Source organism: Mesorhizobium loti R88b (assembly GCF_013170845.1).
Lineage (GTDB): Bacteria > Pseudomonadota > Alphaproteobacteria > Rhizobiales > Rhizobiaceae > Mesorhizobium > Mesorhizobium loti_B.
Genome location: NZ_CP033367.1, coordinates 2323220 through 2346969, shown reverse-complemented (window position 1 = coordinate 2346969; position 23750 = coordinate 2323220). Strand labels below are relative to the sequence as shown.

The following is a 23750-nucleotide window of genomic DNA, read 5'->3' as shown; positions in this document are numbered from 1 at the left end:
ATGACGCCCTTGCCCACCCACACGCCCTATGATGGTTCCTCAAAACTGTTCACCATCGGGCTGAAGCCGCTCGACCCAGCAGAATGGATCGAGGTCGACGGCTATCTTCTGCCCTATCTCGCCGAGAAGCGCCGGCTCTATGCCGAAATCCCGGAGCGGGTCTTCGTCGAGGAGGACGGCACGCGCGAGGCCCAGCAGGAAGTGCTCGAATTGCTCGGCGCGTATCTGCCGGAAAGGTTTCCGAGCACCCATCGCCGCACCGATGTGGGCATCGAGGTTGTAGGTTCCGCGAACCACCCTGCCCTGCCTTCTGGTCTCGCCGATGCGCCGCTGGTCACAGCTTCGCTGCTGGTCCAGGAAGACCTGATCCTGATGCGCCGCGACGACAGCGGCTGGCGGCTTGCAGCAGGGTCTTTGTGCTTTCCCTCCTCCTGGTCGCTCACCGAAAAATTCGGCAAGCCGCTGCAGCAGATCCACGAGCCCGTGCCGGGCTTCGGCCCAGGCACGCGTCCGGCCGAATTGATCAACCGCATGTTCGATGGCCTGCAGGGCCAGGCGGTCGAGCGCTTCAACTGGTCGGTCCAGGCCGACAATGCGCTCTATCATCCGCTCTCCAATGTCGAGCGCATTGACCGGGCCACCAACCGGCCGACACGCTTCCCGGACGGTGACGTCAAGGCACACGCCTTCATCCGCGTCGAACGCCAGACGCTGCGCAAGCTGCCCTTGTCACGCGACATCCTGTTCACCATCCGCATCCATCTCGACCCGCTCGCCGTGCTGGCGCGGCATCCGGATCGGGCCGCACTGGCAACCTCCTTTGCCGGGCAATTGCTTGCACTGGACGAGGCTCAACTTGACTACAAGGGGCTGACATCCGACCGTGACCGGATGGTGCAAAGCCTGGAAGCCATGGCGCGGGAGTGAGAATGTTCTGGACTGTCGTGAAGCGGGCAGCACTGCTCGGTGCCTTGCTGGCGTTGCCGCTGACGGCGCGCGCCGAACCGGTGACCTATGCCGGCAAGCTCGGCAACATCGACATCGTGGTGGAATTCACCGGCGATCCGGCAACGGCCGGCGCGGCCTTGGCGGGCCGCTATTTCTACCGCTCCAAGGGCGTGGATATCCCTTTGCAGGCGAAGTCGAACAAAGGCACCGCCTTCCAGCTGGCCGAGGAAGAAGCCTGCGATGCCAAGAAATGCGGCGACGGTCAGGCCCCGCCAATTGCCGCAGTCTGGCGGCTGAGTTCGTCCGACAAGGGCAAGACGCTGGAGGGCACCTGGACAGCCAAGAAAGCCCTGCCGTTGAAGCTGACCCGGATCGCCAGCCGGGCGCAGACCGAGACGCCGGCGACGACGCCACGCGATCTCTATGATTTCACTGACATGACCTTCTCGGGTGACGATGCACCCATCACCATGGCGGCTTCGCCCTATGATTATCTCAGGCTCGATTTCGCACCAAAGGCGGATGCCAAGGCCGGCTGGCCTGACGCAGCCTATGACTACGTCACCGATCCGCGCACCAAATTCGCCCGGCCGCGCATTGTCGATCTCGCCGGCGGCGCGCCGATCGAGGCCGCCAATGCCTTGCTGCAGAGCCGGCATTGGCATGACAGCCTCAGCGCCCTGAGCTGTGCGGCGCTGCGTTACGCCGGTTTCCACGAAGGTCCGCCCATCGAAGGCATGGATGACGGTTCACTTGGCGGTTACGAGGATTCGCATTCGGAAGTGACGTCGCTGACGCCGAAGCTGATGAGCTGGCGGGAATCCGGCAGCCTGTTCTGCGGCGGAGCGCATCCGGACAACTATTCCGACGCCTATGTCATGGACGTACGCCGCGGTGCCCTGCTCGGCCTTCAGGACATGTTTTCCGATACGGTCGATGGCAAACCCGGCCCTTCGCTGCTCGCCTTCGTCAAGGAGAAACGCAATAAGCCAAGCGAGCAGACCGAAATAGAGTCCGAGGCCGAATGCGGCACCGACGATCTGATCAACGACTATCTGGCCGCCAGCCTCAAACGCGATGGCGACAAGCAGATGCTGGTCTTCGGGCTGCAGGGTTTGCCGAACGTCATTCAGGCTTGCGGCGACGATCTTCTTGAAATGCCGGCCTCCGAGGCACAGGCGCTGTTCAAGCCGGAATTCGCGAAATTGCTCGAACCGTAAGAGGATCAGGATGGCCCCGGGCTAACCCTGTTCCTGCTTTTCCCTTTATTGTGACAATGATCTATGGTTTGTCGCGCCGCGGCCAGAGCATGATCCCGAAAAGTGGGAACCGGTTTTCGGAAAGATCATGCTCCAACACAGAGTTAGGCTGCGGCCAAGCGTTGTCTGAAGGAGTGCTCGATAAAATGGCGAATGAAAACTGGCCCGTTTACGGTGAGATCACCGGCCCCGTAGTGATGATCGGCTTCGGTTCGATCGGCCGGGGAACGCTGCCTCTCCTCGAACGCCATTTCAAGTTCGACAAGTCGCGCATGACGGTCCTCGACCCACGCGATACCGATCGCAAGCTGCTCGACGAGCGCGGCATCGCCTTCGTCCAGGAAGCGGTGACCGAGAAGAACTACAAGAAGCTGTTGACGCCGCTGCTGACCAATGGCGGCGGCCAGGGCTTTTGCGTCAATTTGTCGGTCGACACCGGCTCGGTGGACCTGATGCGCCTCTGCCGCAAGCTCGGCGTGCTCTACATCGACACCGTCGTCGAGCCGTGGCTCGGCTTCTATTTCGACGCCAAGGCCGACAATGCCAGCCGCACCAACTATGCGCTGCGCGAAGCGCTGATCAAGGAAAAGCACGACAGGCCCGGCGGTGCCACCGCGGTCTCCACCTGCGGCGCCAACCCCGGCATGGTCTCGTGGTTCGTCAAGCAGGCGCTGGTCAATCTCGCCACCGATCTTGGCCTGGAGTTTTCGGAGCCCGGGCACGAAGACCGCGAAGGCTGGGCCAAGCTGATGAAGAAGGCCGGCGTCAAGGGCATCCACATCGCCGAGCGCGACACCCAGCTCGCCAAGAAGCCGAAGCCGATGAATGTGTTCTGGAACACCTGGTCGGTCGAGGGCTTCATCTCCGAGGGCCTGCAGCCGGCCGAGCTCGGCTGGGGCACGCATGAGAACTGGATGCCGAAGAACGCCAAGAAGCACAAGCACGGCTCCAAGGCCGCGATCTATCTGGAACAGCCCGGCGCCAACACGCGCGTGCGCTCCTGGTGCCCGACGCCAGGCCCGCAATATGGCCTGCTGGTGACGCACAACGAGGCGATCTCGATCGCCGATTTCTTCACCGTCCGCTCCAAGAAGGGCAAGGTTCAGTACCGGCCGACCTGCCACTATGCCTACCATCCCTGCAACGATGCGATGCTGTCGCTGGACGAGATGTTCGGCGCCGCCGGCAAGCCTCAGCCGGTGCACCACGTGCTTGACGAGAACGAACTGGTCGACGGTGTCGATGAGCTCGGCGTCCTGCTCTACGGCCACGACAAGAATGCCTACTGGTACGGTTCGCACCTCTCGCTCGCCGAGGCGCGCAAGCTGGCGCCCTATCAGAACGCCACCGGCATGCAGGTCACTTCGGCGGTTCTCGCCGGCATGGTCTGGGCTCTCGAAAACCCTGACGCCGGCATCGTCGAGGCCGACGAGATGGATTACAAACGCTGCCTGGACGTGCAGGCGCAATATCTCGGCCCGGTCGAAGGCCACTACACCGACTGGACGCCGCTCGACAGGCGCCCGGGCCTGTTCCCCGAAGACCTTGACCGCAGCGACCCGTGGCAATTCCGCAACATCCTCGTCCGATAGCATCCTGGGCACCATGCCCCATTGCCTTGCAATCGCCCGGAAATCGGGCGATTGAAGGAATGCGGCTTGAAGCGGTGTGCATCCCATAGGACGCTTACCGCTATAACACTTGGGACGTTCGCATCGAGCCTTCCAGAAATCGAATCCGATTTCTCGGCCGATGCGTTTGGAGAGGATTTGATATGACTATTGCGCGCAAAGTTCTTTCTATGGGCGCGGCGGGTGCCCTTGCCACGATGCTCGCTGCCTGTACGACCAGCGGTCCTGACCAACCGCCGATGGCGGCCGCGCCGAAGGGCGTCGAGGGTTCGTGGATCGATGGCACCGGCAAGGCCCTGTCGACATTCAACGGCGGAAAATACAAGACTGTTTCGGCCGAAACCGGCGAGCCATTCGCAGAGGGCACCTACACCATGACTGGTGCTACGTCCCTCGAGATCACCGGTACCTCCTTGATCCGTCAGACGCAGATCAACACCAACTGCCTGATGGTGTCCATCAATCAGCTCAACTGCACGGACGCGGCCGGCAAGAACTTCGTGTTTACGCGCCGGAGTTGAACCAACACCGATCGGACTTCAAAAAAGGACGGCGGCCACTGGCCGCCGTCCTTTTTTATGCCGGCAAATGTTAGCGGATTTCTGCTTGCGTCGACCCGAACGCGATGGGAACATGACCTAGGCGCTGACTGTTATATCCCAGTCAAGCAAGAGCGTTAAACGCCTCTGATCAGCCTTCCGGGAGACGAAAATGAAGAAGATTGTCGCCATTGCCGCACTTTCCGCCTCCGCGCTCGGCCTGTCGGCCGGCGCGTCCTTTGCCGACTACACATTGAACATTTTGCATTTCAACGATTGGCACAGCCGCATCGAAGGCAACAACAAATACGAGTCGACCTGTTCGGCCGACGAAGAGACCAAGGGCGAATGCATCGGCGGCGCCGGCCGGTTGATCACGGCGATCGCCCAGGAGCGCAAGAAACTCGAAGGGCAGAACGTGCTGCTGCTCAATGCAGGCGACAGTTTCCAGGGATCGCTGTTCTACACCACCTACAAGGGCGCTGTGGAAGAGGAATTCCTCAATCAGATCAAGCCCGACGCGGTGACGTTGGGCAACCACGAATTCGACGACGGCGAGAGCGCGCTGGTGCCTTTCCTCGACAAGGCGAAGTTCCCGATCGTCAGTGCCAATGTGGTGCCCAACGACAAGTCTGGCGCAGCCGGCAAGATCAAGCCGTCGATTGTCGTCGAAGTCGGCGGCCAGAAGATCGGCATCATCGGCGCCGTCACCAACGACACGCCCGAACTCGCCTCCCCCGGCCCCAACATCGCCATTGCGGACGACGTCAAGTCGATCACGGCGGAAGTCGAGAAGCTCAAGGCGCAGGGCGTCAACAAGATCATCGCCGTCACCCATATCGGCTACAACCGGGAGCGCGATGTCATTGCCAAGATCCCCGGCATCGACGTCGTCGTCGGCGGCCACAGCCACACGCTGTTGTCGAATACCGATTCGAAGGCGGCAGGCCCCTACCCGACGATGGTCGACAATCCCGACGGCTACAAGGTGCCGGTGGTACAGGCTGCCTCCTATTCGAAATATCTCGGCGAGTTCAAGGTGGTGTTCGACGACAATGGCGTCGTCAAATCGGCGAGCGGCGACCCGATCTATCTAGACAAGTCGATCACGCCTGATCCGGCCGTTCTCGCCCGTATCAAGGAGCTCGGCGCGCCGATCGAAGCCTTGAAGAACAAGGAAGTGGCCGAAACCACCGACGTGATCGACGGCAGCCGCGAGAATTGCCGCGCCAAGGAATGCGCGATGGGCAACCTCGTCTCCGACGCCATCCTCGACCGCGTCAAGGGACAGGGCGTCGAGATCGTCATCTCCAATGGCGGCGGCCTGCGCGCCTCGATCGACAAGGGCACCGTCACCATGGGTGAGGTGCTGACCGTGCTGCCGTTCCAGAACACGCTGGCGACCTTCCAGATTTCCGGCAAGGATCTGGTCGCCGGTCTCGAAGGCGGTCTCAGCCAGATCGAGGACGGCGCCGGCCGCTTCCCGCAGGTCGCGGGTCTCAAATATTCCTTCGACAAGTCGGTCGCGCCCAATGCCGGCCGCGTCAAGTCGGTGGACGTGATGGAGAACGGCGCCTGGACGCCGATCAACCCCGACAAGGATTATCTCGTCGCCACCAACAACTATGTCCGCCAGGGCGGCGACGGCTATAAGGTCTTCGCCGAAAAGGCCAAGAACGCCTATGATTACGGTCCGGGCCTCGAACAGGTAGTCGCCGACTATCTCGCCGCGCACCGGCCCTACACACCGAAGCTCGATGGCCGCATCACCGAAATCGCCGCGACCGTTGCGGCGGCGCCTGCTGCCGAGCCGGCCAAACCTGCCGAACCGGCAAAGCCCGCCGAGGCAACGCCAACTCCGGCAGAAGCTGCCAAGCCGGCGGATGCGGCGCCGGCAATGCCTGAACTGCCCGCCAAATCGGGCGACATCGCCAACACACCACCGGCCATATCGACAGAGAATGCACCTCCCCCGCCAGCGCCGCCGGCTCCAGCACCTGCGACCCCGGCACCTGCAGAAGCTGCAAAACCAGCCACCCCGGCACCTGCGGAGCCCGCAAAGCCGGCAGAACCAGCGCCCGCACCAGCTGCGCCTGCGGAACCTGCAAAGCCCGCCGAGGCCGCTCCGGCCGAGAGCAGCCATGTCATCGTTGCCGGCGATACCTATTGGGATCTGGCAAAGAAGGCCTATGGCGATGCGACCGAGTGGAAACGCATCTACGAGGCCAACAAGGGCCAAAGGCCCCACCAGCTTAAGCTTGGCGCGACGCTGACCATCCCGGCGAAGTAACGCCGCTTCGCCTCCTCCTACGAAGAGCCCGCCCGGGAAACCGGGCGGGTTTTGTGTTTTCAAGCTAAGGTGCGGCCAGACGCTGCATTGAAAGCACACGCAAGATGGTTAGGTTCGCGTCTTCTGGAGAACCCGTATGACGCTTTCCACCCCTGTCGATGCCAAAGCCGCGAAGGCCGTCGGCCCATTGCCAGCCGGCCATCCACCGGTCAAGGCCGGCAAGATCGGCGTCATGCTGGTCAATCTCGGCACGCCTGACGGCACCGACTTCAAGCCGATGTGGCGCTATCTCCGTGAATTCCTGTCCGATCCGCGTGTCATCGAGCTCAACAGGGCAATCTGGTATCCGATCCTCTACGGCCTGGTGCTGACGACGCGGCCGAAAAAGTCGGGCGCCAACTACGCCCGGATCTGGAACCGGGAGAAGAACGAGTCGCCTCTGCGCACCTACACCCGCGCCCAAGGCGAAAAGCTTGCCGAGGCGCTGCGCGATCTGCCCAATGTCGTCGTCGACTGGGCGATGCGCTACGGCAATCCTTCGACGGCGAGCGTCACCGAGAGGCTGGTCGCGCAAGGCTGCGACCGCATCCTCTCGTTCCCGCTCTATCCGCAGTACTCGGCGACCACCACGGCGACCGCCAACGACCAGTTGTTTCGGGCGCTGATGAAGATGCGCCGCGCGCCTGCTGTCCGCAGCGTGCCGCCCTATTATGACGAGCCGGTCTACATCGAAGCGCTGGCACGTTCGATCGAGCAGCATCTGGCGACGCTCGATTTCGAGCCGGAGGTGGTCATCACCTCCTATCACGGCATCCCGAAACCCTATTTCGAGAAGGGCGATCCCTATCATTGCCACTGCCAGAAGACGACGCGGCTGCTGCGTGAACGGCTCGGCTGGGACGACAAGAAACTGATCATCACCTTCCAGTCGCGCTTCGGCGCCCAGGAATGGCTGCAGCCCTATACCGACAAGACCGTTGAGAAACTGGCCAAGGATGGCGTGAAGTCGATCGCCATCGTCAACCCAGGCTTTTCCGTCGACTGCATCGAGACGCTCGACGAGATAGGCCGCGAGGCCGCCGAGACCTTTCACCACGCCGGCGGCAAGAATTTCGCCCATATCCCCTGCCTCAACGACAGTGCCGAGGGCATGGCCGTGATCGAGGCCATGGTGCGGCGGGAATTGTCGGGCTGGGCATAAAGCAATTCCAGGAAAAGTGTGAAGCGGTTTTCCGTCCGGAATTGCTTCAACAAAGACTCAAAGCGGCTCACCGCTTTGAAACCGGAACAACGCTCGCTCCGGGGCGTTGAGGCGCGCTTTCCGGAGAAATGGATGTCCCGCAAGCTCGACCTCAGAACTGGCCGGCCCGTCTGGTCCGCTTATCGCGCGCCGGCGGTGCCGACGGACAGCCTGATCCGGGACGTCAAGGCCGACGTGCTGATCATCGGCATGGGCATCAGCGGCGCCATGATGGCCGAGGCGCTGACATCAGACGGCCATTCCGTGATCTGCATCGACCGACGCGGGCCGCTGAAGGGCTCGACGCCGGCTACCACTGCGCTGGTGCAGTTCGAAATCGACCAGCCGCTTTCGACGCTCTCGAAGATGGTCGGAAAGACAAAGGCACAGCAGGCATGGCGGCGCTCGCGGCTAGCCGTGACCAATCTTGCTGGCCGCATCGCAGAACTTGGCATCAACTGCAGTCCAAGTCGCACCCAGTCACTCTATCTGGCAGGCAATGTGCTGGGTCCTTCGGAACTACGGGAGGAAGCCGACGCACGACGGCAAGCTGGCATAAAGGCGACCTATCTCATGCCAGCCCCGCTGGCCGAGCGCTACGGCGTCGATCGCGACGGCGCCATCCTCAGCCATGACAACATCGCGCTCGACCCGCGCAAACTGACGGCTGGGCTGCTGATCAAGGCGCTGGAGCGCAAGGCGCGCTTCTACGCCCCTGTCGAAGCGACGGCGATCAAGGACGGTGCCGACGAGATTATCGTCTCCACAAAGGACGGCCCCACCATCACGGCACGGCATGTTGTCCTGGCCACGGGCTATGAGCTGGTCGACATCGTGCCGGCGGCGGCGCACCAGGTCATCTCGACCTGGGCGATCGCAACGCGCCCGCAATTGCGAAAGATCTGGCCGGAAGCCGCGTTCATCTGGGAAGCATCGGACCCCTATCTTTATATGCGCGCGACAGCCGATGGACGTGTCATCTGTGGCGGCGAGGACGAGGATTTTGTCGACGAGGCAAGGCGCGACGCGTTGATCGCCGACAAGAGCGCGCGCATCGCCGAAAAACTGAGCCAGCTGTTTCCTCATCTCGACGTGCGGCCCGAATTCGCCTGGACCGGCTCCTTTGGTACAACCACCACCGGCCTGCCCTATATCGGTGCGGTTCCCAGGCATCCACGCATCCATGCCGTCATGGGCTATGGCGGCAATGGCATCACTTTCTCCCAGATCGCTTCCGAAATCATTCCGGCTTCGATCAAAGGGCTTGCCGACACGGATGCAGAGCTGTTCGCATTCAATCGCTGATTGCAATCCTGCAAACAATCCCTCATCACCTGATTGTAACGCTGCTGAAACACACTTAAGTCTTTGGTGAAGCCGGTTGTGCGGGAATGGCTCGCGCGGCTTGCGTCCGAGGGAGAGCCAAATGGGTTTCAGTGGTTTTGATATTGCGATTGGTGCACTTGCGCTTCTGGTACTGGTGCTTCTCATCAAAGGCATCAGGACTATTCCGCAAGGCTACAATTATACGGTGGAGCGTTTTGGCCGTTACACCAAGACACTGAGCCCAGGCCTCAATTTCATCTTCCCGTTCGTCGACCGCATTGGCGCCAAGATGAACATGATGGAACAGGTGCTCGACGTTCCGAGCCAGGAGATCATCACCCGCGACAACGCCATTGTCGGCGTTGACGGCATCGCCTTCTTCCAGATCCTCAACGCAGCGCAAGCCGCCTACCAGGTGTCCGGACTGCAGAACGCCATCCTCAACCTGACGATGACCAACATCCGTACCGTCATGGGCTCGATGGACCTCGACGAGTTGCTGTCGAACCGCGACGCCATCAACGAGCGCCTGCTGCGGGTTGTCGACGAGGCGGCGCATCCGTGGGGCATCAAGATCACCCGCGTCGAGATCAAGGACATCAACCCGCCGGCCAACCTCATCGAATCGATGGGCCGCCAGATGACCGCCGAGCGTAACAAGCGTGCGCAGATCCTGGCCGCCGAAGGTCTCAAGCAGTCGCAGATCCTCGAGGCCGAAGGCCGCAAGGAAGCCGCATTCCGTGACGCCGAAGCGCGCGAACGTTCCGCCGAGGCCGAAGCCCGCGCCACGCAGGTGGTGTCGGAAGCGATTTCCAAGGGTGACGTGCAAGCGCTGAATTACTTCGTGGCGCTGAAATACACCGAAGCGCTCGGCAGGATCGGCACCGCCACCAACAGCAAGATCGTGCTGATGCCCTTCGAGGCGTCGTCGCTGATCGGCTCGCTTGGCGGCATCGGCGAGATCGCCAAGGAGGTCTTCCGCAGCGAAGGCACGACCGGCGCGCAGCGCCAGACCGCCCGCCCGCCGGTCGTACGTCCGAGCGACAACTGAGATCATAGGGGTACATTCCCATGCTCGACCGCATCGTTTCCGAACTCGGCCCCTGGAACTGGATGGTTCTGGGCTTTGTCCTGCTGGTGATGGAAGTCATAGCACCCGGCATCTTCATGCTCTGGATCGGCATCGCGGCGCTCATCATCGGCGCTGTGTCGCTGCTGATCTGGGATGCGGCGATCTGGACCTGGCAGGTTCAGGTCCTCGCCTTTCTGGTTCTGTCGCTGGTCTCGGCCTATGTCGGCAAGAGGGTGGTCGGCAGTCGCAATGATCCGACGGACCAGCCGCTGCTCAACCGGCGCGGCGCACAGATGGTCGGCAGGATGGCGACGCTCGCCGAACCGATCAAGGACGGCCGCGGCCGCATCAAGCTCGGCGACACGCTATGGCGCGTTGCCGGCCCGGACCTGCCAGCCGGCACACAGGTGCGGGTCACCGCAGCCGCCGATACCGATCTGGAACTGACGGTGGAACGGGTCTGATATCGGAGAATCCGTTCGAGGAAATCTGGGGGTGGCTGGAAATGTCACCCGGTGGCGATTGCGGCCGCTTCGCTTTTTGCTTTCATCAGGACGATATCGTCCTGCGCAACAGCAAACCTCTCGCAATACGCATCGAGGTGGCTCTGGCCCCTGTCCGCCTCTCCGAGCGCGACGAGGACCAATCCCCATGCGAGGTCCGTTTGCACATAGTTCTCCAACGAAAACCGCCGAGACTCTTTCTTCGATCGTCGTTCGAAACTATCCGCAACGTCCTTTAACGCGGTGACGTCGGACCAGTCTCGTCGTGCCGCATTGAGCACCTTCAAAGCAGTGCGTTCAACTCGATCGTCGCGATCATTGCTGTAGAACGAGCACCAGCCAGGGATCCGCCCTGATGAGTCGATCGGATCGATACAGAGATCAAAATTTGCCGACTTCGCCGTTCTCTTCCAGCGAAGTCTTCCGCCTCTGAAAATCGGAACAAAGTCGATCGAGAGGCCCCAACAGGCAGAGAAAGTCATCCCTTTCATCGCCTGAAATTTCAGCAGGTAACGGATGTGATCTGTCGAACTTCCAACCCAGGACAGATCGCCTACTCGTTGTAAATCAGGCGGGAGCTTGCCTTCCAGTGCTGCTGCGACAATGTCGCCCAACACTTCTCCACGCCGAAGTGGACGACCAAGGTCCGGCTGCCGACGAAATCTTTCGATCAAGCTGGAGAACATCCGACCTCTTCAACGGCAATCGCAAGCTAGAGTTTTGCAAGCAAACATTGCCGATCGCAACAGGTGGAATCAAGCCGTTCAGAGGTGCGTCAGGCTAAGCAGCGCCGATGCGCAGCAAATCGTGGAAATGCACGACGCCCAGCGGCATATTGTTCCTGGTCACCACCAGCGCGCCAATATTGTGCTCGTTGAGCAGCGCGATCGCCGTACCCGCAAGCGTTTGCGGGTCGACCGTCTTGGGCGTGCGGGTCATCACCTCGTCGACGGTGACGTCGGCCAGGTGGCGGTGCAGGTTGCGCGCGACATCGCCGTCGGTGATGATCCCGGCCAATTCGCCTTTGGTGTCGACGATCAGGACGCAGCCGACCTTCTTCTGCGACAGCGTCATGACCGCTTCCGGCATCTTAGTGCCGAGAAGCGCTAGCGGAATCTGGTCACCGACCCGCATGATCTCGGAGACCAGCGTCAGGTTGGCGCCGAGCTGGCCGCCGGGATGGAAGGTACGGAAATGGTCCGGCGTGAAGCCGCGCGCCTCGAGCAGCGCGATCGCCAGCGCATCGCCGATGACCAGTTGCAGCAGCGTCGATGTCGTTGGCGCCAGGCCGTGCGGGCAGGCCTCCGGGGTGCGCGGCAAAAGCAGCACCACGTCGGCCGCACGCGCCAGCGCCGATGTCTCCCCCGCGGTGATGGCGATAAGCGGAATGGAGAAGCGCCTGGAATAGGCGATGATGCCCTTGAGCTCGAGGCTTTCGCCCGACCACGACATGGCGATGATGGCATCGTCCTTGGCGATCATGCCGAGATCGCCATGGTTGGCCTCGACGGGATGGACGAAAAAGGCCGGTGTGCCCGTCGAAGCCAGCGTCGCGGCGATCTTCGAGCCGATATGGCCGCTTTTGCCGACGCCGGTGACGATCAGCCGGCCTTCGATGTTCGAGATCATCTCGACGGCCTGCGCGAAAGGCGCGGCCAGTCCGTTCTCGAGCGCTTCGGCAAGGGCGGCGATCCCGGCCTGCTCGGTTGCCACGGTTCTCAGCGCCGAAGCGATCGAGGCTTGCTTGTCCGAGGGCTTCTTGTCGAGCGATTTCGCATGCATGGGGGATGCGATTAGCGCTTTGCCGGCGCGCTGTCCAACAGAAATGGCCATAGGGAAGTCGTCCAAACCGCGCGATGAATTGGGGCAACGACCAGGCTGAGGACAACAAGCCTGATGAAGGCCGCATGATTCCATTGCGAAACCGGCTTTTGAAGGCCGAACGGCGGCCGCCTCAACCCTCCGTTAACCATCCCCATTTACGGTTCGGTAAGTATGGCGCGCATAGCGCCGCGCAAGCAGTGGTGGCGATGTCCGGGGCCCAGCCAGAAAAATCAACAGGACGACGGGGCAAGGCGGTATGCGCCTTGTTGCTGGCGACCAGCATGCTTGCCTTGCTGCGCCCGGGCGCCCTTCATGCCCAGGAAACCGAGCTGCGTGGCGAGGTTTCGGAATCGGCGATCCTGTCCGACCAGCAGCGCAAGGCAAGGCAGCTCGCACTTGCCGCCCAGGGCCAGCAGGCACCGGCCGATGCCGCGACCGACAACACGCCGCCGCGCACCTATTTGCCGGCCAGTGCCGGTGCTGTCCCTGACGACACGAACACTGATGCCGCGACCGCCGCCGGCAGCATCTTCGATCCGCCGCAGGCGACCGACGACACCGCCACCGACAATCCGACGCCGCCCAAACCCCGGCGCCGCCCTTCGACGACCGGGCAGAACGCAGCGGATCAGGACAAGACCAAGGCTGGCACCAAGGCGGCCGACAAGTCGAAAAAGAAGAAAAAGACGACGGCTGCAACCACCGATACCACCGCTTCAACGACCGCCTCCACGACGGACGCTGCCGGTACGACCGACACGGATGAGGAGACGGCCAACCGCCGTGCGCTGACCGTCGACAGCGCTGACAGGCAGAAACTCGACCCCGGCGCGGAGCGCACCGCCGCCATCGAAGGGCAGAACAAGAAAGCCGAGGAGGATCCCTTCGCCGCCACCGGCGTCAAATGGGGCTCCTTCGTCATCCGGCCGACGATCGAACAGGGCCTGACCGCCACGACGAACGGCGATTCGAGCAGTGCCGGCACCTCGGCATTGCTGTCCGAGACGGCGTTGCGTTTTACCGCTATTTCCGACTGGCGCGAAAACTCCGCCACCATCGATGGTTATGGCATTTTCCGCGAAACCGTGTCGGGCTACCCGGTCCACGATGCGCAAGGCCGCATCGAGGGCCAGCTCAATGTCGACCTCGACAATGAGCTGCGCGCCATCGCCAAGCTCGGCTACGAAGCCGTGCCGGAATCCGCGTCTTCACCCGATGCCATCGCCGGTGTCAGCACGCAGCCGCTGCGGCAGACAATCGACGGCAGCCTCGGCGTCGAAAAGGCGGTCGGCAAGATGCAGTACACGTTGACCGGCGCGGTCTCGCACGACTTCTACAGCGACGCCAAGCTTTCGGACGGCACCACGCTGTCGCAGAAGGACCAGGACAACACGCTCTACACGGCGACCTTGCGCGCCGGTTACGAGATCTCACCGGCCCTCACCCCGTTCAGCGAAATCGAGGTCGGTCGCCGGACCTATGATCAGCGCATCGACAATGAAGGCTTCGAACGCTCCTCGAAACGCCTCGGCGCCCGCGCCGGCCTGCAACTCGACATGGGTGAGAAGCTGTCGGGCGAATTCTCGGCCGGCTGGCTTAGGGAAGCCATCGACGACAACAGCCTGGAGGCGATTTCGGGCGCCACCGTCAACGCCGACCTCAAATGGTCGCCGGAGCGCGGCACCACGATCGGCCTGACCGGCAAGACCACCGTCGAAACCACGACCACTTCGGGAGAAAGCGGCGACATTCTCTACTCCGGTCGCCTGACGGGCGAGCGGATAATCCGAGCCAATCTGACCGCAAACGCTGCTCTCGGCCTCGACTGGCGCCACTATGTCGGCATCGATGGCCATGACCAGATCTTGAGCGCCGAAGCCGGCCTCACCTGGTGGCTGAACCGCTATGCCGGTCTCACCACCCGGGTGAGAACCGAAAAACTGACCAGCAATTTGCCCGGCCGCGACTACACCGCCAACAGCATATATCTAGGCTTGAAGGTGCAGCGCTGAGGAGTTGTGCACCAACACGCCAAGGATGTGTTGAGATTCAGGTCAGGCCGCGCCGAGAATGGTGGATTGCGAGAACCGGAGCGGAGCGTACTTTTGGGTACGTGAGCACAGTTCTAATGCGACGCATTAGAACGGGGAAGCGCAGGAAGCCGCCATTCGCAGGCCGGCATCACCTGAATATCAGCACATCCTTAGAAGGCGGCCCCACGGCGCTCCGATGGCTTCATCTCGTCAAGAAGCGTGCGGATGACGCCAGCCATGTTCTCGTTCATGTCGCTGCGCCACAACGCAAAGGCGACATTGGCCTCGACAAACCCTTCCGGCGAGCCGCAGTCGAAGGTGCGGCCCTGATAGTGGTAGCCGTAGAAGGCCTGCTGCTTTTCCAGCTTCAGCATGGCGTCGGTGAGCTGGATTTCGTTGCCGGCGCCCTTTTCCTGGCCTTCGAGGATCTTGAAGATCTCGGGCTGCAGGATGTAGCGGCCGTTGATGTAGAGGTTGGACGGCGCCGTGCCGGTCTTCGGCTTCTCCACCATCTCGGTGATGCGGAAGCCGTGATGCGTGTCCTCGCCACGGCCGACGATGCCGTATTTGTGGGCCTCGGCCGGGTCGCATTCTTGCACGGCGATGATGTTGTTGCCGGTTTCCTCGTAGAGCTCGACCATCGACTTCATGCAGCTCTTTTCGGACTGCATGATCATGTCGGGCAACAACAGTGCGAAGGGCTCGTCGCCAACCAGTTCGCGTGCGCACCAGACGGCATGGCCAAGCCCCATCGGTACCTGCTGGCGAGTGAAGCTGGTCTGCCCGGGCGCCGGCTGCAGCCGCTGCAGGCGGGCAAGCTGCTCGTCCTTGCCGCGCTGTGCCAGCGTATCGTAGAGCTCGAACTGGATATCGAAATGGTCCTCGATGACCGCCTTGTTGCGGCCGGTCACGAAGATGAAATGCTCGATGCCGGCCTCGCGTGCCTCATCCACCACATACTGGATGACCGGACGGTCGACGACGGTCAGCATCTCCTTGGGAACAGCCTTGGTGGCTGGGAGGAACCGCGTGCCGAGACCGGCGACCGGGAAAACTGCCTTGCGAACTCTCTTCATGCTTTCAATTATCCGTTTGCTGGCCGGCTCCGCAATCCCTGTCTCGCGACATTTTCACGCCGGAATTGAAGATTAGTGGAGCGGGTAAGGGAAACTTCCACCGGTTAAAGCATCGAGGTGTCTTTTCGTTCCAGGCGACACCTATGGTAAACTAATTCCTAACCCGGTTCGGCGATGAATGGTCTTTCCTGAGACAGAGAAGGAGGAAAAGATGTCCGTTCGCAATGCCGCAAAAATTTTTACCAGCGTCATGACGGCAGCCAGCCTCTCGCTCGCTCTGCTGATGCCTGCCGGGCCGGCTTTCGCCGATGCCGGTTTCCGGCAATGGGTCGCCGGTTTCCGTGCCACCGCGGTGGCGGCCGGCGTTTCCGGCGCCGTTTACGACCAGGCTTTCCGGGACATCAAGGACCCCGACCCCGTGGTGCTCGACAAGGCGCGCACGCAGCCTGAATTCACAGCTCCCGCCTGGGATTATTTCGACAACCGCGTCCACGACCAGTCCATCGCCGTCGGCCAGCAGATGGCCAAGAAATGGAAACCATGGCTGGACAAGATCGAGGCCAGGTTCGGCGTCGACCGCTACATTCTGCTGGCCATCTGGTCGATGGAATCGAACTATGGCGAAATCCTCAAGCGCGACGACATCATGCGCAATGTCGTGCGTTCGCTGGCGACACTGGCCTATGGCGACCCCAAGCGGTCGAAATATGCCCGCACCCAGCTGGTTGCGGCGCTGAAGATCCTGCAAACCGGTGACATCGACGAAAGCCACCTCAGCGGATCCTGGGCCGGCGCCATGGGCCAGACCCAGTTCATCCCCACCAGCTACCAGCACTATGCCGTCGACATGGACGGCAACGGTAAGCGCGACATCTGGAATTCCATCCCCGACGCGCTGGCGACATCAGCCAATCTGTTGAAGAAGAATGGCTGGCAGGCCGGCAAGACCTGGGGTTATGAAGTCACCTTGCCGGCCGGCAAGTTGCCCGCCGGATCGAAGACGATCGCGCAATGGCAGGCACTCGGCGTCGCCAGGGCAAACGGCAAGCCGTTCAAGAACCTCACCGACAAGGCCACGCTGAAGGTGCCGGATGGCCGTGGCGGGCCAGCCTTCCTGATGGTCAGGAATTTCTCCGTCATCAAGGCTTACAACAACGCCGACAAATATGCCCTCGCCGTTGGCCTTCTCGCCGACGAGATCGCCGGTGGCAGCGGCCTCGTGCAGGATTGGCAGCGGCCGTTCACCAAGCTCTCCTTCGAGGAAAGGCAGGAGCTGCAGCAGCGGCTTTCGCAGCACGGCCTTTATGACGGCAAGTTCGACGGCAAGATCGGTGACGGCACGAAAACAGCCATCATGACCTATCAGGCGAAGGTCGGCTTGACCCAGGACGGGTATCCGAGCATGGAAGTGCTCAAATGGCTCAGGAAGAAATAGGGCCTGTTACGGACTAGGGAGGAAATGTTTGGTCTGGGCTAAGCGCATTGGGACGCTCGTTCGTCGCATGCCGGTGCTTGTTCTGGCCATCGCCGTGCTCGCTATTGCCGTGGCGGGCACCTTCCATGTGCCGGCCATGGCGCAGGAACAGCCGCAACAAAATCGTGGCTGGTCGTTGCGCGACCTTCTGTTTCCACGCCGCAGCGAACGGGTCGAGCCGCCGCTCGACGTCCTGAAGGCCAAGCCAAAGCCGCGCAAACCCAAGGCCCCACGCGCGCCCGCCGAGCCACAGACGCCAATCGTTGAGAAGGCACCGGACGCCCACACTGTTCTGGTCGTCGGCGACTTCATGGCGTCCGGTCTCGCCGAGGGCCTGGACACCGCCTTTGCCGACAACCCAGCCGTCAGGATCGTTGTTCGCTCCAATGGCTCGTCGGGCTTCGTGCGCGATGATTTCTACAACTGGCCAGAACAGATCAAATCGTTGATCGAGACCGAAAAACCAGCCGCCGTCGTCGTCATGCTGGGCTCCAACGATCGCCAGCAGATGAAGGTGGGGGATGTGCGCGAGCAGCCTCGATCCGAGAACTGGACCAAGGAATATGAGCGCCGCACCGACGAATTCGGCAAGGCCATCGCCACCGCCAAGGTGCCATTCCTGTGGGTCGGCATGCCGGCATTCCGGGTGCCGAAGATGACCTCCGACATGCTGGCCTTCAACGACATCTACCACAAGGCCGCCGAAGGCCATGGCGGCGAATTCGTCGATGTCTGGGACGGCTTTGTTGACGAGAACGGCGCCTTCATTACCAGCGGCCCCGACATGAACGGCCAGCCGGTGCGGCTGCGCGCCGATGACGGCATCAACGTGTCGACAGCCGGCAAGCGCAAGCTCGCCTTCTATACCGAAAAGCCGCTGGCCAAGATCCTGGGCCTGGCCGCGCCGGGAAGCCTGGCGCCTTCGACCGCCCCAGCCGGCGCGCCCGTCGAAGCGCCGGCGCCGGCCGCAGCACCAATCGTCATCGACCGCACCGCGCCCATGCTGCTCAGTGATCCGGCACTCGACGGCGGCACCGAATTGCTCGGCGCCGAACCGCCGGTCAAAGCCAATCCGGACTTGCCCGGAGAAAAACTGGTGATCGAGGGCAAGGCGCCGGAGGCTTACCCCGGCCGCGCCGACGATTTCTCCTGGCCGCCGAAGGCAAGCCCGGCAGCCACCGCGGCGGCCGACGGCACAGCGACGGTCGCCACGCCCTGAAGCCTGTTCGCCAGTCAGCAGGCCTGTGAGACGGACAAAGCCGCGATTGCATTGCCGCGAGACAGGGTTTCGGTGAGGAACGAAAGCAGAGGTTGCACGATGCGTGCTTCCATCGTCTCCTCCCCGATCACCACGATCTCCGTCATTGGCAGCACCGGCCACAGGTCGGACGGAGGAATGATCCGCACCCCATCCTGGACGAAGGAGCGTCCGAGCACCGTGACGCCGAAACCTCCGGCCACCGCCGCGCGCGCCCCGTTCAGGCTGTTCACCGTGCACGCCACGTCCCAGTCGCGCCTGATCGAATCCAGCGCCCGGATCGCCACGCCGCGATAGGTGCAAGGCGTCGGCAGAAGCACCAACGGCACAGGTTCGAGCGATTGGTGGTCATAGCCGGCCGAGCCGATCCACACCAAGGGTTCGCGCCAGATGACGCGGCCGCGCTGGGCGCGGCCATCCTTCTTGGCGATCACCACATCGAGCCGGTCATCGTCATAAGCGGAAAGCAGGTCGCAGCTGAGGCCGGTCATCAGCTCCAGCCGAACGGCCGGCCAGAGCGCGGCGAATTTCGCCAGCAGCGCCGGCAGATGGTGCGGAACGAAGTCCTCCGAGATGCCGATGCGCAGGCGCCCGACATCAGCCGGGGCGACCAGCGTGCGCACCGCGATGTCGTTGAATTCCAGCATCCGGCGCGCCGCCGACAGCAAGCGTTCACCTTCTCCGGTGAGAACCAGCGAGCGGCTGTTCCGGTTGAACAGAGGGTGTCCGAGCAGTTCCTCCAGGCGGATGATCTTTTGGCTGACGGCGGATTGCGACCTGCCGACCACGTCGGCCGCAGCGGTAAAGCTGCCAGTTTCCGCCACCGTTGTGAACGCGCGCAGAAGGTCGATTTCGAGGTCGGGATACCGCATCGGGAGTCCTCTGATGCCGAAGGTCGCTACTTAGCCAGAAACGTTTCAGATCGATACCATTAGATTTATGCGTTTCCGTTCAACTTATCGAAACGGCAGAGTCCGCCCGGGTCCATGGCGACGGGAATGTCAAATGCGTGCAATGGTGCTGAAGGGGCGATACTGCGGGAAATTGCCACGCTGGCCGAGACCGGCAAGGTGCGTCCATTAATTGATCCCGCCCGGTCTGGGCTGGAGCAACGCTCCGACACCTTTCGCCATCTGGAGAGCGACAAGGCACTCGGGAGGGGCGTTGTGGACCTGATGTGAGATTGATGATGGCCGAGACACCGGTTGGACTGACGGAACTGGACATTCGCAACGCGGCGGAGGCAATCCTGCGCGCCGAGCGCGAGGGCGAAGCCATGCCGCCGCTCAGCGGCCAGCACGCCGGGCTCAGCCTCGATGACGCCTATCGGGTCCAGGACCTGCTGACGACCATGCGACACCAGCAAGGCATCGTCTGTGCCGGCTACAAGATCGGCCTGACATGGCGCACGACACAGATCGCCTGCGATCTCGACGCACCGATCCATGGACGGATCCTGCGCCACGCGGTCCACCAGAGCGGCGCGAGCCTGCCGGCGAAGCGTCTGGTCAAGCCGCATGTCGAAGTCGAGCTCGCCTTCATCATTGGCCGTGACATCGACCGGCCGATCGAAAAGCTCGACGCGCTGCTTGCCGCGACGGACTGCATCGTGCCGGCGCTGGAACTCGTCGACCACAGGATGGCGCCGCCGCGCATCGTGGCCGATACGGTCGCCGACAATTCGGCGTTTGCGGGCGCCATCCTCTCCGACAAGCGCTTTCGCCCGCACGACATCGACAGCCGCTGGGTCGGCGCCACCCTGTCGCGCAACGGGCTCGTGGAAGAAACTGGTCTGTCAGCCATCGGCATGGGGCATCCGGCCACCTGCGTGGCCTGGCTTGCCAACGCGCTGCAGAAGCGCGGCGAACATCTGGCTGAGGGCGACATCGTCATGTCGGGCGCATTTGCGAGAGCCTTGCCCGTCGCCAGCGGCGACGCCTTTACCGCCGATTTCAACCAGTACGGCATGCTGGATGTTTCGTTCACATGAGCCGCTAGTTTTCGCACGATGCAATCAGGATCCGACGGCTCGGTCCGTCGCAGGAGAAAAACAGATGAACAGCCGCAATAGCTGGGAAAAGCCGGTACCGCCGCCCGTCGCGCAGATGGCAACCATGGTTCGTGAAAACCGGATGGACCGGCGCGAATTCCTCGCCATGGCCAGCATCATGGGCGTGAGCGCGGCAGGCGCCTACGGCCTCATTGGCCTGTCGGCGCCGGTACCGGCGCTAGCGGAGGAACCGAAGAAGGGCGGCGTCCTCAAGATCGCCATGCTCGTCAAGGAGCTCAAGGATCCGCGCACCTTCGACGGCGGTGAAATGGGCAATCTCGGACGCCAGTTTCTGGAACCGTTCGTCGAATACACCACCGACTACACTTTCCAGCCCAAGCTGCTTGAAGGGTGGGAGATCAACGAAGACGCCACCGAATATGTCCTGCACCTGCGCAAGGGCGTGAAATGGAACAATGGCGACGACTTCACCGCCGAGGACGCGTTGTTCAACCTCAACCGCTGGTGCGAAAAGAAGGCGCCGGGCAATTCCATGGCCGGCCGCATGGGCGTGCTCATCGACGAAGCCACCGGCAAGGCGCGTGACGGTGCCATAGTCCGGGTCGACGACCATACGATCAAGCTGGTGCTGTCCAAGTCGGACATCTCGCTGATTGCCAATTTCTCGGACTTCCCGGCCTTGCTGGTGCATCGCAGTTTCGAGGCAACCGGCTCCAACCTGGCAAAGTATCCGATCGGCACCGGCGCCTTCGAACTCGTCACCTATGCGACCTCAGTCCACGCCGTTTACAAGCGGCGCGAAAGCCCATGGTGGGGTGGCGAGGCGCTTCTCGACGGCGTTGAGTTCATCGACTACGGCACCGACCCCAACGCGATCGCGAGCGCCTTCGAGGCTGGTGAAGTCCATTGCAATTTCGAAACCACCGGCAACCAGATCGATGTTCTGGACTCCATGGGCCTCCAGCGCAGCGAAACCGAGACCGCGGCAACCGCCGTCGCCCGTTTCAACGTGGCCAGCAAGCCCTACAACGACCAACGGGTTCGCAAGGCCATGCAGCTCGCCGTCGACAACGCCGCCGTGCTGAAGCTTGGCTACAGCGACCGCGGCACCGCTGCCGAAAACCACCATGTCAGCCCGATCCAGCCCGAATATTTCGCGCTGCCGAAAGTGGAACGAGACCTGGACAAGGCGAAGGCCCTGATGCGCGAGACGGGCCAGCAGGATTTCGAGCACGACCTCATCAGCAGCGACGACGACTGGCACCGGGACACGGCCGACGCGATCGCCGGGCAGCTTCGGGAAGCCGGTTTCAAGGTCAAGCGCACAGTGTTGCCCGTCTCGACCTTCTGGGGGAACTGGACGAAATATCCGTTCTCGCTAACCGGCTGGACGATGCGGCCATTGGGCGTACAGGTGCTGGCGCTCGCCTACCGCAGCGGTGGAGCCTGGAACGAGACCGGTTTCTCGAACCCTGAATTCGACGCCAAGCTTAACCAGGCCCTGTCCATCGCCGATCCTGATAAACGTCGCGTCGTCATGCAGGACATCGAAAAGATCCTGCAGGACTCAGCTGTCATCATCCAGCCGTACTGGCGCAAGATTTTCGTTCACTTCGTCGCCGCGGTGAAGAACCGCCATGCCCATCCGCTCGACCAGATCCTGCAACTGGACAAGGTCTGGCTGGAGAGCTGAGCTGGTCCTACCCCGTTGAGATACGTCGCCATTCCAGGCGACGTATCCTCGCGATAAAACCCGGTCTCAGCGCGGCAGGACGCTCGACCCCATCAGCGCCTCGTCGATGGCGCGCGCCGCCTGGCGTCCCTCGCGGATCGCCCAGACGACCAGCGACTGGCCACGGCGCACGTCGCCGGCGGCATAAAGCTTGTCGACGCTGGTCTTGTAGTCACGGTCATTGGCCGTGACGTTCCTGGAGCGACGGCTATCGGTGGTGATTTTCATCTCTCCCTCCAATTCCGCTGCCACGCCGGCCTTCGCCGGACCGGCAAAGCCGATGGCGATGAAGGCGAGATCGGCGCGGATGACGAATTCGGAGCCGGCGATCGGTTGACGCTTCTCGTCGACCTCGCAGCATTTGACGCCGGTGAGCTGGCCTTCTTCGCCGATGAATTCGAGCGTCGCCACCTGGAATTCACGCTCGGCGCCCTCAGCCTGCGAGGACGAGGTGCGCATCTTGGTCGCCCAGTAGGGCCAGACGGCGAGCTTGTCTTCCTTCTCCGGCGGCTGCGGGCGGATGTCGAGCTGGGTGACGCGCACCGCGCCCTGGCGGAAGGCAGTGCCGACGCAATCGGAAGCGGTATCGCCGCCGCCGACGACGACGACATGCTGTCCGCCGGCGATGATCGGATGTGACGGCCAGGCCACCGACTGGATCGGCTCGCCGCCGACACGGCGGTTCTGCTGCACCAGATAAGGCATGGCGTCATGCACACCGCCGAGATCGTCGCCTGGAATGCCGGCCGCGCGCGGCGCTTCCGAACCGCCACAATAGAGCACGGCATCATATTCGGCGAGCAGTTCGGCGACAGGCTTGTCGACGCCGACATTGACGCCGCAATAAAACGTCACGCCCTCGCCCTGCATCTGTTCGATGCGCCGGTCGATATAATGCTTCTCGATCTTGAAGTCCGGGATGCCGTAGCGCATCAGCCCGCCAGGCCGGCTTTCGCGCTCATAGACATGAACATCGTGACCGGCGCGTCCGAGCTGCTGGGCAGCGGCCATGCCGGCCGGGCCGGAACCGATGATGGCGACGCGTTTTCCCGTCTTCCTCTCCGGTGGATAGGGCCTGATATGGCCGGTCTCGTAAGCCTTGTCGGCGATCGCCTGCTCGACCGTCTTGATAGCGACCGGAATGTCCTCGAGGTTCAGCGTGCAGGCTTCCTCGCAGGGTGCGGGGCAGATGCGGCCGGTGAATTCGGGGAAATTGTTGGTCGAATGCAGGTTGCGGATCGCGTTGTCCCAGTCGCCGGCATAGACGAGGTCGTTCCAGTCGGGGATCTGATTGTGGATCGGGCAGCCCGTCGGTCCGTGACAGAACGGAATGCCGCAATCCATGCAGCGCGCGGCCTGTTTCTCGACCTCCTTGTCCGACATCGGCAGCGTGAACTCACGGAAATGCCGGATGCGGTCGGAGGCTGGCTGGTACTTGTGCACCTGCCGGTCGATTTCGAGAAAGCCTGTTACCTTGCCCATGGTCCAGTTCCTGCTGTCCAGATGGTGCGGGGTTCGCCGCACCCGTTAACCT

Annotated in this window: 20 protein-coding genes; 15 read left to right on the top strand and 5 right to left on the bottom strand. The window is 62.3% G+C overall.

What is annotated here, in order from left to right; translation table 11 throughout:
- From EB235_RS11400 to EB235_RS11360, 9 genes are all read left to right on the top strand, one after another.
- A complete protein-coding gene (locus EB235_RS11400) occupies positions 1 to 927 on the top strand; it encodes a heme-dependent oxidative N-demethylase family protein (RefSeq protein WP_027030881.1) in 927 nt (308 codons plus the stop codon).
- A gap of 2 nt (positions 928 to 929) precedes the next feature.
- Positions 930 to 2168, top strand: a complete 1239-nt coding sequence (locus tag EB235_RS11395; RefSeq protein ID WP_027030882.1) for a hypothetical protein — start codon at positions 930 to 932, stop codon at positions 2166 to 2168.
- A 185-nt stretch (positions 2169 to 2353) separates the two neighbouring features.
- The gene (locus EB235_RS11390) at positions 2354 to 3799 is read left to right on the top strand and encodes a homospermidine synthase (RefSeq protein WP_027030883.1); all 1446 of its coding nucleotides are present in this window, start codon (positions 2354 to 2356) and stop codon (positions 3797 to 3799) included.
- A gap of 182 nt (positions 3800 to 3981) precedes the next feature.
- Positions 3982 to 4359: a hypothetical protein gene (locus EB235_RS11385; RefSeq protein ID WP_027030884.1), complete on the top strand. Its 378-nt coding sequence runs from the start codon at positions 3982 to 3984 to the stop codon at positions 4357 to 4359.
- Positions 4360 to 4549: 190 nt separating this feature from the next.
- Complete coding sequence (locus EB235_RS11380; protein WP_027030885.1) at positions 4550 to 6667, top strand: bifunctional metallophosphatase/5'-nucleotidase; 2118 nt, start codon at positions 4550 to 4552, stop codon at positions 6665 to 6667.
- Positions 6668 to 6803: 136 nt separating this feature from the next.
- Positions 6804 to 7868 (top strand): ferrochelatase, encoded by a 1065-nt coding sequence (gene hemH / locus EB235_RS11375; RefSeq protein WP_027030886.1) that lies wholly within the window; start codon positions 6804 to 6806, stop codon positions 7866 to 7868.
- A 132-nt stretch (positions 7869 to 8000) separates the two neighbouring features.
- Positions 8001 to 9212: an NAD(P)/FAD-dependent oxidoreductase gene (locus EB235_RS11370; protein WP_027030887.1), complete on the top strand. Its 1212-nt coding sequence runs from the start codon at positions 8001 to 8003 to the stop codon at positions 9210 to 9212.
- A 121-nt stretch (positions 9213 to 9333) separates the two neighbouring features.
- Positions 9334 to 10284 (top strand): SPFH domain-containing protein, encoded by a 951-nt coding sequence (locus EB235_RS11365; protein ID WP_027030888.1) that lies wholly within the window; start codon positions 9334 to 9336, stop codon positions 10282 to 10284.
- 20 nt (positions 10285 to 10304) lie between these two features.
- Positions 10305 to 10769, top strand: a complete 465-nt coding sequence (locus EB235_RS11360; protein ID WP_027030889.1) for an NfeD family protein — start codon at positions 10305 to 10307, stop codon at positions 10767 to 10769.
- 44 nt (positions 10770 to 10813) lie between these two features.
- On the opposite strand, the gene EB235_RS11355 is transcribed toward EB235_RS11360, so the two are convergent.
- On the bottom strand, positions 10814 to 11422 hold the full coding sequence (locus EB235_RS11355; RefSeq protein ID WP_155256409.1) for a hypothetical protein: 609 nt from the start codon (positions 11420 to 11422) through the stop codon (positions 10814 to 10816).
- A gap of 166 nt (positions 11423 to 11588) precedes the next feature.
- Positions 11589 to 12590: a KpsF/GutQ family sugar-phosphate isomerase gene (locus EB235_RS11350; protein WP_027030891.1), complete on the bottom strand. Its 1002-nt coding sequence runs from the start codon at positions 12588 to 12590 to the stop codon at positions 11589 to 11591.
- Between the two features lie 248 nt (positions 12591 to 12838).
- Here EB235_RS11350 and EB235_RS11345 point away from each other — a divergent pair, with 248 nt between their 5' ends.
- Positions 12839 to 14644, top strand: a complete 1806-nt coding sequence (locus tag EB235_RS11345) for an outer membrane beta-barrel protein (RefSeq protein ID WP_027030892.1) — start codon at positions 12839 to 12841, stop codon at positions 14642 to 14644.
- Positions 14645 to 14835: 191 nt separating this feature from the next.
- Here EB235_RS11345 and galU read toward each other — a convergent pair whose 3' ends face one another.
- A complete protein-coding gene (gene galU, locus EB235_RS11340) occupies positions 14836 to 15741 on the bottom strand; it encodes a UTP--glucose-1-phosphate uridylyltransferase GalU (RefSeq protein WP_027030893.1) in 906 nt (301 codons plus the stop codon).
- A gap of 211 nt (positions 15742 to 15952) precedes the next feature.
- Here galU and EB235_RS11335 point away from each other — a divergent pair, with 211 nt between their 5' ends.
- Positions 15953 to 17176 (top strand): lytic murein transglycosylase, encoded by a 1224-nt coding sequence (locus EB235_RS11335; protein WP_027030894.1) that lies wholly within the window; start codon positions 15953 to 15955, stop codon positions 17174 to 17176.
- Between the two features lie 28 nt (positions 17177 to 17204).
- Entirely contained in the window at positions 17205 to 18434 is a 1230-nt protein-coding gene (locus EB235_RS11330) for an SGNH/GDSL hydrolase family protein (protein ID WP_027030895.1), read from the top strand.
- Between the two features lie 14 nt (positions 18435 to 18448).
- On the opposite strand, the gene EB235_RS11325 is transcribed toward EB235_RS11330, so the two are convergent.
- On the bottom strand, positions 18449 to 19345 hold the full coding sequence (locus EB235_RS11325) for a LysR substrate-binding domain-containing protein (RefSeq protein WP_027030896.1): 897 nt from the start codon (positions 19343 to 19345) through the stop codon (positions 18449 to 18451).
- Between the two features lie 114 nt (positions 19346 to 19459).
- Between EB235_RS11325 and EB235_RS35265 the strand changes: the two genes are divergently transcribed.
- The 3 genes from EB235_RS35265 to EB235_RS11310 all read left to right on the top strand — a co-directional run bounded on the left by EB235_RS35265 (position 19460) and on the right by EB235_RS11310 (position 22177).
- The gene (locus EB235_RS35265; RefSeq protein WP_027030897.1) at positions 19460 to 19654 is read left to right on the top strand and encodes a zinc-binding dehydrogenase; all 195 of its coding nucleotides are present in this window, start codon (positions 19460 to 19462) and stop codon (positions 19652 to 19654) included.
- A gap of 5 nt (positions 19655 to 19659) precedes the next feature.
- Positions 19660 to 20463: a 2-keto-4-pentenoate hydratase gene (locus EB235_RS11315; protein ID WP_246741412.1), complete on the top strand. Its 804-nt coding sequence runs from the start codon at positions 19660 to 19662 to the stop codon at positions 20461 to 20463.
- 64 nt (positions 20464 to 20527) lie between these two features.
- On the top strand, positions 20528 to 22177 hold the full coding sequence (locus tag EB235_RS11310) for an ABC transporter substrate-binding protein (protein WP_027030899.1): 1650 nt from the start codon (positions 20528 to 20530) through the stop codon (positions 22175 to 22177).
- Positions 22178 to 22243: 66 nt separating this feature from the next.
- On the opposite strand, the gene EB235_RS11305 is transcribed toward EB235_RS11310, so the two are convergent.
- The gene (locus EB235_RS11305) at positions 22244 to 23698 is read right to left on the bottom strand and encodes a glutamate synthase subunit beta (protein ID WP_027030900.1); all 1455 of its coding nucleotides are present in this window, start codon (positions 23696 to 23698) and stop codon (positions 22244 to 22246) included.
- Positions 23699 to 23750: the final 52 nt, after the last annotated feature.

Excerpts from the sequence above, each read along its gene's own strand:
- EB235_RS11400 (WP_027030881.1), top strand. The coding sequence starts at position 1 with ATGACGCCCTTGCCCACCCACACGCCCTATGATGGTTCCTCAAAACTG.
- EB235_RS11395 (WP_027030882.1), top strand. The coding sequence starts at position 930 with ATGTTCTGGACTGTCGTGAAGCGGGCAGCACTGCTCGGTGCCTTGCTG.
- EB235_RS11390 (WP_027030883.1), top strand. The coding sequence starts at position 2,354 with ATGGCGAATGAAAACTGGCCCGTTTACGGTGAGATCACCGGCCCCGTA.
- EB235_RS11385 (WP_027030884.1), top strand. The coding sequence starts at position 3,982 with ATGACTATTGCGCGCAAAGTTCTTTCTATGGGCGCGGCGGGTGCCCTT.
- EB235_RS11380 (WP_027030885.1), top strand. The coding sequence starts at position 4,550 with ATGAAGAAGATTGTCGCCATTGCCGCACTTTCCGCCTCCGCGCTCGGC.
- hemH (WP_027030886.1), top strand. The coding sequence starts at position 6,804 with ATGACGCTTTCCACCCCTGTCGATGCCAAAGCCGCGAAGGCCGTCGGC.
- EB235_RS11370 (WP_027030887.1), top strand. The coding sequence starts at position 8,001 with ATGTCCCGCAAGCTCGACCTCAGAACTGGCCGGCCCGTCTGGTCCGCT.
- EB235_RS11365 (WP_027030888.1), top strand. The coding sequence starts at position 9,334 with ATGGGTTTCAGTGGTTTTGATATTGCGATTGGTGCACTTGCGCTTCTG.
- EB235_RS11360 (WP_027030889.1), top strand. The coding sequence starts at position 10,305 with ATGCTCGACCGCATCGTTTCCGAACTCGGCCCCTGGAACTGGATGGTT.
- EB235_RS11350 (WP_027030891.1), bottom strand. The coding sequence starts at position 12,590 with ATGCATGCGAAATCGCTCGACAAGAAGCCCTCGGACAAGCAAGCCTCG.
- EB235_RS11345 (WP_027030892.1), top strand. The coding sequence starts at position 12,839 with ATGTCCGGGGCCCAGCCAGAAAAATCAACAGGACGACGGGGCAAGGCG.
- galU (WP_027030893.1), bottom strand. The coding sequence starts at position 15,741 with ATGAAGAGAGTTCGCAAGGCAGTTTTCCCGGTCGCCGGTCTCGGCACG.
- EB235_RS11335 (WP_027030894.1), top strand. The coding sequence starts at position 15,953 with ATGTCCGTTCGCAATGCCGCAAAAATTTTTACCAGCGTCATGACGGCA.
- EB235_RS11325 (WP_027030896.1), bottom strand. The coding sequence starts at position 19,345 with ATGCGGTATCCCGACCTCGAAATCGACCTTCTGCGCGCGTTCACAACG.
- EB235_RS35265 (WP_027030897.1), top strand. The coding sequence starts at position 19,460 with ATGGCGACGGGAATGTCAAATGCGTGCAATGGTGCTGAAGGGGCGATA.
- EB235_RS11315 (WP_246741412.1), top strand. The coding sequence starts at position 19,660 with ATGATGGCCGAGACACCGGTTGGACTGACGGAACTGGACATTCGCAAC.
- EB235_RS11310 (WP_027030899.1), top strand. The coding sequence starts at position 20,528 with ATGAACAGCCGCAATAGCTGGGAAAAGCCGGTACCGCCGCCCGTCGCG.
- EB235_RS11305 (WP_027030900.1), bottom strand. The coding sequence starts at position 23,698 with ATGGGCAAGGTAACAGGCTTTCTCGAAATCGACCGGCAGGTGCACAAG.